The organism is Serratia plymuthica (genome assembly GCF_018336935.1).
In the GTDB taxonomy this organism is placed as follows: domain Bacteria; phylum Pseudomonadota; class Gammaproteobacteria; order Enterobacterales; family Enterobacteriaceae; genus Serratia; species Serratia plymuthica_B.
This window is the reverse complement of sequence record NZ_CP068771.1, coordinates 3,789,226-3,803,062: the sequence shown is the minus strand read 5'-3', so window position 1 is coordinate 3,803,062 and position 13,837 is coordinate 3,789,226. Positions and strand designations below refer to the sequence as shown.

General features: G+C 59.1%; 8 protein-coding genes. 2 read left to right on the top strand and 6 right to left on the bottom strand.

The window, feature by feature from the left end; genetic code table 11:
* Positions 1-229: 229 nt before the first annotated feature.
* Complete coding sequence (gene glpD / locus JK621_RS17675) at positions 230-1,738, top strand: glycerol-3-phosphate dehydrogenase (protein ID WP_212557028.1); 1,509 nt, start codon at positions 230-232, stop codon at positions 1,736-1,738.
* Positions 1,739-1,780: 42 nt separating this feature from the next.
* Here glpD and glgP read toward each other — a convergent pair whose 3' ends face one another.
* From glgP to asd, 6 genes are all read right to left on the bottom strand, one after another.
* Positions 1,781-4,228: a glycogen phosphorylase gene (gene glgP, locus JK621_RS17670; protein WP_212557027.1), complete on the bottom strand. Its 2,448-nt coding sequence runs from the start codon at positions 4,226-4,228 to the stop codon at positions 1,781-1,783.
* Between the two features lie 143 nt (positions 4,229-4,371).
* A complete protein-coding gene (glgA, locus tag JK621_RS17665; RefSeq protein WP_212557026.1) occupies positions 4,372-5,805 on the bottom strand; it encodes a glycogen synthase GlgA in 1,434 nt (477 codons plus the stop codon).
* Positions 5,806-5,922: 117 nt separating this feature from the next.
* A complete protein-coding gene (gene glgC / locus JK621_RS17660; RefSeq protein WP_004951423.1) occupies positions 5,923-7,200 on the bottom strand; it encodes a glucose-1-phosphate adenylyltransferase in 1,278 nt (425 codons plus the stop codon).
* Between the two features lie 15 nt (positions 7,201-7,215).
* On the bottom strand, positions 7,216-9,198 hold the full coding sequence (glgX, locus tag JK621_RS17655; RefSeq protein ID WP_212557025.1) for a glycogen debranching protein GlgX: 1,983 nt from the start codon (positions 9,196-9,198) through the stop codon (positions 7,216-7,218).
* Entirely contained in the window at positions 9,195-11,381 is a 2,187-nt protein-coding gene (gene glgB / locus JK621_RS17650; protein ID WP_212557024.1) for a 1,4-alpha-glucan branching enzyme, read from the bottom strand. Before glgB ends, glgX begins: the two co-directional genes overlap by 4 nt.
* A gap of 509 nt (positions 11,382-11,890) precedes the next feature.
* The gene (asd, locus tag JK621_RS17645; protein WP_065506727.1) at positions 11,891-12,994 is read right to left on the bottom strand and encodes an aspartate-semialdehyde dehydrogenase; all 1,104 of its coding nucleotides are present in this window, start codon (positions 12,992-12,994) and stop codon (positions 11,891-11,893) included.
* Between the two features lie 239 nt (positions 12,995-13,233).
* Here asd and JK621_RS17640 point away from each other — a divergent pair, with 239 nt between their 5' ends.
* Positions 13,234-13,827: a YhgN family NAAT transporter gene (locus JK621_RS17640; protein ID WP_004951434.1), complete on the top strand. Its 594-nt coding sequence runs from the start codon at positions 13,234-13,236 to the stop codon at positions 13,825-13,827.
* Positions 13,828-13,837: the final 10 nt, after the last annotated feature.

The window sequence follows — 13,837 nt, the reverse complement described above, 5'->3', positions numbered from 1 at the left end:
GCCGCGCCGCCATCCCTGCCGTTTTTACCCGGGTTCAGCCTGCTGAGCCCGGCATTGCCTGCCTGAAATATCCCTTTTCTTTGTATAACTACTATCACCAAACTGTTACCTCTATCACGCCTAAATGTTTTTGTTTGGTTAAGTCTTGGCTTGTTTGTTGGTTTTTGATTACAATAATGAGCGAAAACGAACATGAAAGAGCTATTTCGAACATCTGGAGGAAGTTGACGTGGAAACCAAAGACTTGATCGTTATCGGTGGCGGCATCAACGGTGCCGGCATCGCGGCGGATGCTGCCGGGCGCGGGCTGTCCGTACTGCTACTGGAAGCGCAAGACTTGGCCTGCGCTACGTCTTCCGCCAGTTCCAAACTGATCCACGGCGGCCTGCGCTACCTGGAACACTACGAATTCCGCCTAGTGAGCGAAGCGCTGGCCGAGCGTGAAGTGCTGCTGAAGCTGGCGCCGCACATCGCGTTCCCCATGCGTTTCCGCCTGCCGCACCAGCCGCATCTGCGCCCGGCCTGGATGATCCGCATCGGCCTGTTCCTGTACGATCACCTGGGTAAGCGCACCAGCCTGCCGGGCAGCAAGAGTTTGCGCTTTGGACCAGAATCGGTACTGAAACCCGAATTGAAGCGCGGTTTCGAATATTCCGACTGCTGGGTGGACGATGCCCGCCTGGTGGTGCTGAACGCGCAGGAAGTGGAAAAACGCGGCGGCGAAGTGCGCACCCGCACCAAAGTGACCCGCGCATGGCGTGAAAACGGCCTGTGGATGGTGGAAGCGGTTGACGTCGACAGCGGTAAAACCTTTACCTGGCGCGCCAAGGGCCTGGTCAACGCCACCGGCCCTTGGGTGAAACACTTCTTCGACGACGGCCTGAAGCTGAAATCCCCGTACGGCATCCGCCTGATCAAAGGCAGCCACATCGTGGTGCCGCGCGCTCACAACCAGCCGCAGTCCTATATTCTGCAAAACGAAGACCACCGCATCGTATTCGTGATCCCGTGGAATGACGAATTCTCGATCATCGGCACCACCGACGTGGAATACCACGGCGATCCGAAAGACGTGAAAATCGACGACAACGAGATCGACTACCTGCTGAAAGTGTACAACGACCACTTCAAGAAGCAGTTGGGCCGTGACGACATCGTCTGGACCTACTCCGGTGTGCGTCCGCTGTGCGATGACGAATCTGATTCGCCACAGGCGGTGACTCGCGACTACACGCTGGACGTGCATGACGAACAGGGCAAAGCGCCACTGCTGTCGGTGTTCGGCGGTAAACTGACCACCTACCGCAAGCTGGCTGAGCATGCGATGGAAAAACTGGCGCACTACTACCCTGGCTGCGGCCCGGCGTGGACCAAAAACGGTTCGCTGCCCGGCGGCGACATCGGTGGCGATCGCGACAGCTACGCCGCCAAACTGCGCCGCGAGCACGGCTGGTTGCCGGAATCCCTGGCGCGCCGCTACGCCCGCACCTACGGCAGCCACAGCGAGCTGATCCTGGCGAATGCCAACGGCCTTGGCGATTTGGGCGAAGAGTTTGGCCACGGTCTGTATGAAGCCGAACTGCGCTATCTGGTAGAGAAAGAGTGGGTGGTCGAGCTGGAAGACGCCATCTGGCGCCGCACCAAGCTGGGTATGTGGCTGAATGATGCACAGCAGGCGCGGGTGAAAGCCTGGCTGGCGCAACACACGAAAGCGAAAACGCTCTCTCTGGCTTCCTGAGCCATTGAACGTGAAAAGGGCCGGATATCCGGCCCTTTTGCATTACAGCTTGATCGGTTTGATGTGCCAGATTTCGTCCGCGTATTCCTGAATGGTACGGTCAGAAGAGAAGTAGCCCATATTGGCGATGTTCAGCACCGCCCGCCGCGTCCAGTCATCCTGATTGCGGTACACCTCATCCACCTTATCTTGCGTATCCACATAGCTGCGGTAATCGGCCAGCAGCTGGTAGTGATCGCCCAAATTCACCAGCGAATCAAACAGGTTGCTGTAGCGCTTTGGCTCCTCCGGGCTGAATACGCCGGTGGCGATCTGGGTCAGCGCCTGATGCAGTTCGGGATCCTGCTCGTAGTACAGATGCGGGTTGTAACCGTTGCGACGCAACTCTTCCACCTGCTCGGCGGTATTGCCGAAGATAAAGATGTTCTCTTCACCCACGTGCTCCAGCATCTCTACGTTGGCGCCGTCCAGCGTGCCGATGGTCAGCGCGCCGTTAAGCGCAAATTTCATGTTGCTGGTGCCCGACGCCTCGGTGCCCGCCAGCGAGATCTGCTCGGAAAGATCCGCCGCCGGAATGATCATCTGCGCCAGACTGACGCTGTAGTTCGGGATAAACACCACCTTCAACTGAGTGTGCACGCGCGGATCGTTGTTGATCACCTTCGCCACGTCGTTAATCAGCCGGATGATCTGCTTCGCCGCATAGTAGGCCGAGGCCGCCTTGCCGGCGAAGATCACCACCCTCGGCACGCGTTCGGTTTCCGGATCCTGCAACAGGCGGTTATATAGCGTGATCACGTGCAGGACGTTGAGCAGTTGCCGTTTGTATTCATGAATGCGTTTGATCTGCACATCGAACAACGCATCCGGGTTGACCACCACATTCAGGGTTTTGGCGATGTACTTCGCCAACCGCTCCTTGTTCTGCCGTTTGGCGGCCTGAACCGCCTGCAGGAAGCTGGGGAAATCGATATTGGCTTTGATCTCGCTCAGTTGGCTGAGATCGGTGCGCCAGGTCTGCCCGATGCTGTCATCCAGCACGGCGGAAAGCGGCCGGTTGGCCAGCCCCAGCCAGCGGCGCGGCGTGACGCCGTTGGTTTTGTTGCAGAAACGATCGGGGAAAATGCGCGCAAAGTCGGCAAACAGCGACTGCACCATCAGCTCGGAATGCAATGCGGAAACCCCGTTGACCTTATGGCTGGCCACCACCGCCAGCCACGCCATGCGCACCCGACGGCCATTGGTCTCGTCAATGATCGACACCCGCGCCAGCAGCTCGTTGTCGCCCGGCACCACTTCCTGCACATGCTTGAGGAAGTGATCGTTGATCTCGAAGATCAACTGCAAGTGACGCGGCAGGATCCGGCCGATCATGTCCAACGGCCAGGTTTCCAGCGCTTCGCTCATCAGCGTGTGGTTGGTGTAGGAGAATACCTGCTCCACTACGGCCCAGGCGTCGAGCCAACTGAATTTGTGATCGTCGATCAAGCGATGCATCAGTTCGGGGATAGACAACACCGGGTGGGTGTCATTGAGGTGAATGGCAATCTTGTCCGCCAGATTGTCGAAAGTTTTATGCATCGTCCAGTGGCGGTTGAGGATATCCTGCACCGTGGCCGACACCAGGAAATACTCCTGCCGCAGCCGAAGTTCGCGCCCGGAATAGGTGGAGTCGTCCGGGTACAGCACGCGCGATACGTTCTCCGAGTGGTTTTTATCCTCAACCGCCGCGAAATAATCGCCCTGATTGAATTTACCGAGGTTGATTTCGTTACTGGCCTGAGCGCTCCACAGCCGCAGCGTGTTGGTGGCGTCGGTATCAAAACCGGGGATCACCTGATCGTAAGCGATGGCGACCACCTCTTCGGTTTCCAGCCAGCGCGCCTTGGCGCCTTCTTGCTGAATTCGCCCGCCGAAGCGCACCTTATAACGGGTGTTGTGGCGCGGGAACTCCCACGGATTGCCGTATTCCAGCCAGTAGTCCGGGGACTCCATTTGCTGGCCGTTAACGATGTTCTGCTTGAACATGCCGTATTCGTAGCGGATACCGTAACCGCGCCCCGGCAGCGCCAGCGTCGCCAGCGAGTCGAGGAAACAGGCCGCCAGCCGCCCCAGGCCGCCGTTGCCCAGCCCTGGGTCGTTTTCTTCTTCCAGCAATTCACCGAGGCTCAGCCCCATTTCATTCAACGCGTCGTCGATATCCTGGTAAATCCCCATCGACAACAGCGCGTTGGAGAGCGTGCGCCCGAGCAGGAACTCCATCGACAGGTAATAGACCTGCCGCACGTCCTGGGAAAGCTGGGCGCGATTGGAGCGCAGCCAGCGTTCCACCATGCGGTCACGCACCGCAAACAGCACGGCGTTCAGCCAGTCATGCTGGTTGGCGATAGCCGGATCCTTGCCGACAATAAACATCAGCTTATAGGCGATGGAATGTTTCAGCGCTTCAACACTGACCGTGGGTGAGGTGTAACTAATCGGTGAAGTCATAGCTTTTCTATCCCCTGAAGGGAGCGTCATATTCTTCGGAATATCGGCGCCCCGCTGAATATAGGCACAGCATGCTGCGCCCCTACAACCTACAATTACGGATGCTTGCTGCCATGCACGCTAACCAGACACCCGCATTACGCCTATAACAACCGTTGATAAAGCGACAGATAAGCCTTGGCCGCTATCTGCCAGCCAAAATCCACGCTCATGGCATGGCGCTGTACGTGACGCCAATGCTTTGGCCTGCTCCACAGCACCATGGCGCGCCGGATGGCGTTGCCCAGCGCGGCGGCATCACAATCATCAAATACAAATCCGCTGGCGGTGCCGTCGGCCAGATTCTCCAGCGCGCAGTCCACCACCGTGTCCGCCAGCCCGCCGGTGCGGCGTACCAACGGCAGCGTGCCGTATTTCAGGCCGTAGAGTTGGGTCAGCCCGCAAGGTTCGAAGCGGCTCGGCACCATGATCACATCTGCCCCGCCGATAATCCGGTGCGAGAATGCCTCGTGGTAGCCAATCTGTACGCCAACCTGTTCCGGGTAATCCGCGGCAGCCGCCAGAAACGCCTGCTGCAACACCGCATCGCCGGCCCCTAACAGCGCCAGTTGGCCGCCCTGCTCCAGCAACGCCGGCAGCGCTTCCAAGACCAAATCCAGGCCTTTCTGGCTGGTCAGGCGGCTCACCACCGCAAACACCGGCAGCGACTCGTCCACCTTCAGGCCCATCGCTTTTTGCAGGTGCAGCTTGTTCTTGGTCTTGTTCTTCAGATCCTCGGCATCGTAGCGAGCGGTCAAGCGCGGATCGTGGGACGGATCCCAAATCTTCTCATCCACGCCGTTGAGAATGCCGCTCAGCCGCCCCTGCCGCTGGCGTTCCTGCAGCAACCCTTCCATGCCGTAGCCAAACTCCGGCCGGGTGATTTCCCGCGCGTAGGTCGGACTGACGGCGGTGATATGGTCGGCGTAATACAGCCCGGCTTTCAGGAACGACATCTGGCCGTAAAATTCCAGGCCGTATACGTTGTAAAACGAGGGCGGCAGCCACAGTTCCGCCACGTGATGGGCGGAGAACAGCCCCTGATAGGCCAGGTTATGCACGGTGAAAATCGAACGCGCCGGGTGGCCGTTGGCCGCCAGATAGGCGCAGGCCAGGCCGGCGTGCCAGTCATGGGCGTGCACCACCTGCGGCCGCCAGTAGCGGTCCAGCCCCTTGGCCAACTCACAGGCAATCCAGCCCAGCAGGGCGAAACGCCGATGGTTGTCGGCATAGGCATTCATCGACTGGTCGTGATAGGGGCTGCCCGGCCGGTCATACAGCCAGGGGGCGTCGATCAGGTAGATGCCCACGCCATGATAGGTACCGTAGCGCAGGCCGACCCGGCCGGCGAACGAATCGATCTCCGCCACCAGAACGGAGTCCGGTATACCATTACGCACGTCAGGAAAAGCGGGCAATAGCACCCGAACGTCGCCGCCCTCGGCAATTTGAGCCGCCGGTAATGCGCCAACCACGTCTGCGAGCCCCCCGGTTTTCAGCAGAGGGAACATTTCAGAACATACGTGTAAAACCTGCATTATCACTCCTGAAGTCGGCAAAGAAGCAGGCTTGCCGCTGTTGTAAATTCCGCGTTTTGCAAGCCATCAGTCCATTCACAATGGCGGCGGTATCATCGTTCCGCCGACAACCTTAACTCACAACTTTGACAGCATTTCGCGCGTCACCAGCACAATGCCGCCTTCCGAGCGATAAAAGCGTTTGCTGTCCTCATCGGCGTTTTCGCCAATCACCATGCCCTCGGGAATATGGCAGGCGCGGTCAATGATGCAGCGCCGCAGGCGGCAGGAGCGGCCGACGTTTACGTCCGGCAGCAATACGGTAGAGTCGATGGTGCAAAACGAGTTCACCCGCACCCGCGGGAACAGCACCGAATGCACCACCACCGAACCGGAGACGATGCAACCGCCGGACACCAGCGAATTCATGGTCATGCCGTGGCTGCCGGAGCGGTCCTGCACGAACTTGGCCGGCGGCAGCGGTTCCATATGGGTACGAATCGGCCAGGCGCGGTCATACATGTCCAGCTCCGGCGTCACCGAGGCCAGATCGAGGTTGGCGCGCCAGTAGGCCTCCAGCGTACCCACGTCGCGCCAATACGGCGGCAGATCGGGGTTGGAGGTGACGCAAGAGAGCGTGAACGGGTGCGCCCACGCCGCTTTCTGAGCGGTGATTTTCGGGATCAGATCCTTGCCGAAATCGTGGGTGGAGCCGGGGGTCGACATATCCTCTTCCAGCAGTTGGAACAGATAGTCGGCGTTAAAGATGTAGATCCCCATGCTCGCCAGCGACATTTCCGGGTTACCCGGCATGGGCGGCGGATTGCTCGGTTTTTCCAGGAACTCGAGGATCAGATCGTTCTCATCGACTTCCATCACGCCGAACTCGCTGGCCTCATCGCGCGGCACCGGCAAGCAGGCCACCGTGCATTGCGCGCCCTTTTCGACGTGGTCGATCAGCATGCGCGAGTAATCCATCTTGTAGATGTGATCGCCCGCCAGGATCACCACGTACTCGGCATCGTAGCGGCGGATAATATCCAGGTTCTGGTACACCGCGTCCGCCGTGCCCTTGTACCAGTGCTCGGTACTGAGACGTTGCTGGGCCGGGAGCAGATCGACGAATTCGTTCATCTCTTCATTGAGGAACGACCAGCCACGCTGAATATGCTGCACCAGGGTATGGGACTGATACTGGGTGATCACGCCGATGCGGCGGATACCCGAGTTCAGGCAGTTCGACAGGGCAAAATCAATGATGCGGAACTTGCCGCCAAAATGGACGGCAGGTTTGGCGCGGGTTGAGGTTAAATCTTTCAAGCGCGAACCGCGGCCGCCGGCCAGAATCAGAGCAACGGACTTAATCGGCAGTTGGCGCGCCAACATCAGGGGGTCTTTATTTTCAAACCTAACCATAGCTGACTCCTTTTATTATTTCTGTACCAGCACGCAAATCGAGTGCGCAGCCTGGTTCCAGGCGGGTAAAACCGCCTGCGGTCCTTCCTGAGTAAAGGGGGCGACAACCTGCCAATCACCCGCAGGCAACGTCATCTCCGCCGCCTGCGGCGTGGCGTTAACCACCACCAGCCAGCGCTGCGACAGGCGGATCTGCAATTGCAAGTTTCCCTGCTCCCATTCCTGCGCCGCGGGCGGATGCCCTTGCGCGTTCAGCCACTGCACGTTGCCGTCACCCTCCTGCCACCAGCGGTCTTGCTGCAGGGCGGGGATCTGCCGGCGCAGGTGGATCAGCGCTGCGGTATAAACGGTGAACGAATCATCCGCCTTGGCCCAGTCAAGCCAGGTGATGGCGTTATCCTGGCAATAGGCATTGTTGTTCCCCTGCTGGCTGTGTCCATGCTCATCGCCGGCCAGCAGCATCGGCGTCCCCTGGGACAGCAACAACGTGGCAAGCAGCGCCTGTCGGCTGGCCCTGCGGCGTTGCACAATGGCGTCGTCGGCAATCGGGCCTTCGACACCGTGGTTATAGCTGAAATTATGGTCGCTGCCGTCACGGTTGCCTTCACCGTTAAGCTGGTTGTGCTTACGGTTAAAACTGACCAGATCCTGCAGGGTAAACCCGTCATGAGCGGTCAGCATGTTGATGCTGGCGTACGGCGCACGCCCGCGTTGGTTGAACAAATCGCTGGAGCCGGCAAAGCGTCTGGCAAACTGGCCAAGCGGCAAATCGCCCTGCAGCCAAAAGCGGCGCATATCATCCCGGTAATGATCATTCCACTCGGCAAAGCGCCCCGGAAAAGCGCCCACCTGATAACCGCCGGGGCCAATGTCCCACGGCTCGGCGATCAGCTTGCAGCGCGACAGCAGATCGTCCGCCAGCATCGCCTGGAACAGCGGCGCATCGCGATCGAACGCCGGGGTGCGGCCCAGCACGCTGCCCAGATCGAAGCGAAAGCCGTCGACATGGCATTCGCTCACCCAGAAACGCAGGCACTCCATCACCCAGGCCACGCCCTGCGGTTTATCCAACCGCAGCGTGTTGCCGCAGCCGGTGTCGTTCACGTATCCCCCGCCAGGAGTCAGCCAGTAATACTCCGGGTTATCGATGCCGCGCAGCGACAGTGTCGGCCCGTCCATATCCAGCTCGGCGCTGTGATTGAACACCACATCGAGGATCACCTCGATCCCGGCCTTATGCAGCGCCTTCACCGCATCGCGGAATTCGCGCAGCGGCGTCATGTCGGTGCGCAGGCTGCAATAACGGTTATCCGGCGCATAAGGCGCCAGCACGTTATATCCCCAGTAGTTAATCAGCCCGAGACGCTGCAGACGCGGCTCCGAGCTATGCTGCTGTACCGGCAGCAGTTCCAGCGCCGTGATGCCGAGGCGCTTGAAATGGGCAATCATCACCGGATGGCCGAGTGCTGCGAAACTGCCGCGCAGCACCGGCGGGATATCCGGGTGCAGCAAAGTGAGGCCGCGCACGTGCGCTTCGTAAATCACCGTTTTGCCCCACGGTGTGGCCGGCGGGCGATCCCCCTGCCAATCGTAGGCTTCGTCGATGACCACGCACTTCGGCATCACCTCTGCGCTGTCTTGCGGGTCCGGTCGGTCGTAGCCGCCATGCAGCTCCAGATCGTCCGCCACCGGCCCCTCGACCGCACGGGCGGCGGGATCCAGCAGCAGCTTGTTGGGGTTAAACCGCAGCCCTTGCGCGGGATCAAACGGGCCGTGCACCCGGTAACCGTAGCGCTGGCCCAGTTTGCCGCCCGGCAGATAGCCGTGCCAGATATCACCGCTGCGCGCCGGCAGCGGCAGACGCACCTCGCGCTGTTGCCCGTCGAACAGGCACAGCTCCACGCCGGTGGCGTGGGCGGAATACAGGGTAAAGTTGATGCCGTTACCGTCATAATGCGCCCCGAGCGGCGCGGCGATGCCGGGCGTCAGCTCAGTCATTGCGCCTCCCGCAGCAGGTAGATCGTCGCCAGCGGCGGTACGGTCACGCTAATCGAATGCTCGCGGCCGTGGTTGCCGATCGGTTCCGACACCACGCGCCCCTGGTTGCCGGTATTGCTGCCGTGATAATGGTGCGAGTCGGTATTAAGGATTTCCCGATACTCGCCGGGGCGGGAGATACCGATGCGGTAGTGGTGGCGCGGCACCGGGGTAAAGTTGCTGACGGCGATCAGCTCGTTGCCCTGTGAATCGTAACGGGCAAAGGCAAACACCGAGTTGTCGTGGTCATCCACCACCAGCCATTCGAAACCGTCCGGGCGGTAGTCACGCTCATACAACGGCGCCTGCTGCTGATAGCAGTGGTTGAGATCGCGCACCAGCCGCTGCACGCCGTGATGCCAACCGTCCAGACCTTCCAGCAGATGCCAGTCGAGGCTGGTATCGAAATTCCATTCGCGCCCCTGAGCAAACTCACAGCCCATGAACAGCAGTTTTTTGCCGGGGTGCGCCCACATAAAACCGTAATAAGCCCGCAGGTTGGCGAACTTCTGCCAGGCGTCGCCGGGCATGCGATCGAGAATCGATTTTTTGCCGTGTACCACTTCGTCATGAGAAATCGGCAACACGAAATTCTCGGTGTAGGCGTACAGCATGCCGAAGGTCATCTGATTGTGATGATATTTGCGGTGGACCGGATCGCACTGCATGTAATTGAGCGTGTCGTGCATCCAGCCCAGGTTCCATTTGTAGTGGAACCCCAACCCATTGGCGTCCGGCGGTAGCGTGACCCCCGGGTAATCGGTGGATTCCTCCGCCAGCGTCACCGCGCCGGGCCGCTCCTTGCCGACGGTCTGGTTGGTGTAGCGCAGGAAGGCGATGGCTTCCAGGTTCTCGTTGCCGCCGTAATAATTCGGCACCCACTCGCCTTCGGCGCGGCTGTAATCACGGTAGATCATCGAGGCCACGGCATCGACGCGCAGAGCGTCGATGCCGTAACGTTCCATCCAGTAAAGGGCATTGCCCGCCAGATAGTTGCGCACCTCATTGCGGCCATAGTTGTAAATCAGGGTGTTCCAGTCCTGGTGGAAGCCCTCGCGCGGGTCGGCGTATTCATACAGCGCAGTGCCGTCGAAATTCGCCAAACCGTAGGCGTCGCTGGGGAAATGCCCCGGCACCCAGTCCAGGATCACATTGATGCCGGCCCGGTGCGCCGCCGCCACAAAGGCTTTGAAATCGGCGGGCGTGCCGAAACGCCGGGTCGGGGCGTAGAGCCCCAGCGGCTGATAACCCCAACTGCCGTCGAAGGGGTGCTCGTTAATCGGCAGCAGTTCAATATGGGTGAACCCCATATCTTTGACGTAATTGATTAATTGCTCCGCCAGCTCGCCGTAGCTAAGCCAGAAGTTGTTGTCGGTATGACGTCGCCACGACCCCAGATGCACTTCGTAGATGGAGATCGGCCGATCAAAATCGTTGGCACGTTGGCGTTCCGGGGTACTTGCCACCACCTCCGGCAGCGGCGTCACCAGAGATGCCGTATCCGGCCGCATCTGCGCTTCAAAAGCGTAAGGGTCGGCCTTCAGTTGGGTGTTGCCATAGCAGTCGATGATTTCGTATTTGTACAGCTGACCGGCTTTCACCCCTGGCAGGAACAGCTCCCAGATACCGTTTTCACGGCGCAGGCGCATTGGATGGCGGCGACCGTCCCAGAAGTTGAACTCTCCCACCACCGAAACGCGCTGGGCATTGGGCGCCCAGACGGCAAAGCTGACGCCTTCTACCCCGTCAAGCGTAGCGAGATGCGCCCCCAGCCGCTCATAGGGCCGCAGATGGGTACCCTCCGCCAGCAGCCAGCCGTCGATATCCTGCAACAAGGTGCCAAAACGGTAGGGATCGTCGACGATCTGCTGGTGATCTTGCCAGCGGACCTCCAGTTGATAACGAAACGGGGTTTTCCGGCGCGGAACGGTAGCGCTGAAAAAGCCACGGGCATCGTCGCAGGCCAGTTGTACCACCCGCTTGCCGGTTTGCTGCTCCAGCAACCAGACTTCGCTGGCGTCAGGCAACAGCGCACGCACTTGCAGGCCATTATCGACCGCATGCATACCCAGCAGAGAAAAGGGATCGGCAAAATTGCCGGAGAAAAGCTGATCAATCACGTCACGATCGGGAAGTACAGGCATAGACTTCTTCCTTAGATTAAGAGCATGATTTATAAGAGGCTGCGTCTACCCATCACCGTCCAGACCGCCGCCTTGCAGGCCGCGAGTTGACATCCATTGGGTAAATGATTAATCCATAGCCGTTTTGGTTATCATGCAATTCATTCGGTATCTAAAGCGTGATTGCGGTCGGTTATTGATCAATCTTCAGCTTGCCGACCTGAATTTCCGCTCTTTATGCTTATTTTTAGTCGTCTTTTCAGCGTTGGTGAAAATTCAGTCGCCAACGCTTTAAGCATAGCCAATGTCTGTCAAAAGCAGTGCCGTATTAGCATGGAAAATCATTCATTAAGAAAACTGCCAGCCCGCAGCGCCGTTGCGCTAGTGCTTGCCGGGAGGAAGGACGGTTATCGGTGCGCGCCTTTCCCCTGGCAGCGACTTCGTCCATAGCGCGCCAAAACGGGGTAAAAGCGGAAAATAAGGCTTTGGGGGGCTGAAAGAGGCCAGCCCCCGGGAAGTTCAGTTCAGGTTTACAGCAGGATACGCAGCATACGGCGCAGCGGCTCTGCCGCGCCCCACAGCAGTTGGTCACCCACGGTGAACGCGGACAGGTATTCCGGCCCCATATTCAGCTTGCGCAAGCGACCGACCGGCGTGTTCAGCGTCCCGGTTACCGCAGCCGGCGTCAACTCACGCATGGTCAGCTCGCGGTCGTTCGGGATCACCCGCACCCAGTCATTGTGGGTCGCCAGCATCTGTTCGATTTCCGGCAGCGAAACGTCTTTTTTCAGCTTCAGGGTGAACGCCTGGCTATGGCAGCGCAGTGCGCCGACACGCACGCACAGACCGTCAACCGGGATCACGCTGGAAGTGTTCAGAATCTTGTTGGTTTCCGCCTGGCCTTTCCACTCTTCGCGGCTCTGGCCGTTATCGAGCTGTTTGTCGATCCACGGGATCAGGCTGCCGGCCAGCGGCACGCCGAAGTTATCGGTCGGCAGTTTACCGCTGCGGGTGGCCGCGGTAACTTTACGTTCGATATCCAAAATGGCCGAAGCCGGGTCCTGCAGCTCTTTCGCCACGTCGGCATGCAGCATGCCCATTTGGGTCAGCAGTTCGCGCATGTGGCGCGCGCCGCCGCCGGAAGCCGCCTGATAGGTGGATACCGAAGCCCACTCAACCAGATCGTTGGCAAACAGGCCGCCGAGCGACATCAGCATCAGGCTGACGGTGCAGTTACCGCCAACAAAGGTCTTGATGCCTTTATCCAGGCCCTGCTGAATCACCGCATGGTTGACCGGATCCAGGATGATAATCGCGTCATCCCCCATGCGCAGAGAAGATGCTGCGTCAATCCAGTACCCCTGCCAGCCGCTTTCACGCAGCTTAGGGTAGATTTCATTGGTATAATCGCCGCCCTGGCAGGTAATAATGATGTCGAGCGCGCTCAGCGCGTCAACATCGTAAGCATCTTGCAGCGTGCCCTGCTGGCCGCCGAATGCCGGCGCCGCAGAACCGTGCTGCGAAGTGGAGAAAAAGACCGGGCGAATGGCGTCGAAATCGCGCTCTTCCGTCATGCGTTGCATGAGTACGGAGCCGACCATTCCGCGCCAACCGATGAAACCAACGTTTTTCATAATAACTGCCCTGCTTTGGAGGATGACTACTTAGAGTTGTGTGCAATATCTCTCCACCTTACAAAATGTCGGCGCGGGCGCAAAGTGAATTTATTCGATGGGTGAGCGATTCTCAGCAATCCTTCTTATATACCCGCAGTCTTTCAAGCCGCAGCGTGGTTACCGGCACTTGAAAGCCCTCGGCTATGGCCTGTGCACCGTCGGGATGGGCGGCGTGTTTTTTTAATTCTGAGGTAATAATGACAGAGATGATTTCAGTCACGGTATTGCTGTTTTTAATCATGGATCCGCTGGGCAACCTGCCGATTTTCATGTCGGTGCTCAAGCATCTGGAGCCGCGCCGCCGGCGGATGGTGTTGATTCGCGAGCTGCTGATCGCCCTGCTGCTGATGCTGATTTTCCTGTTCGCCGGCGAGAAAATCCTGGCGTTCCTCAACCTGCGTACCGAGACCGTGTCCATTTCCGGCGGGATTATCCTGTTCCTGATCGCCATCAAGATGATTTTCCCTTCGCAGGAGGGCAACAGCAGCGGGCTTTCCGCCGGTGAAGAACCTTTCCTGGTGCCGCTGGCGATCCCATTGGTGGCAGGGCCGTCGATTTTGGCGGCGCTGATGCTGCTCTCGCACCAGTATCCGAACCAGATTTCGCATCTGGTGGTGGCCCTGCTGATTGCCTGGGGCATTTCCGCCGCGATATTGCTGATGTCGAATCTGTTCCTGCGCCTGCTGGGCAGCAAAGGGGTCAGCGCGCTGGAAAGGCTGATGGGGTTGATTCTGGTGATGTTGTCGACCCAGATGTTCCTGGACGGCGTGCGGGCTTACATGAAGTTGTAGTGAACATACT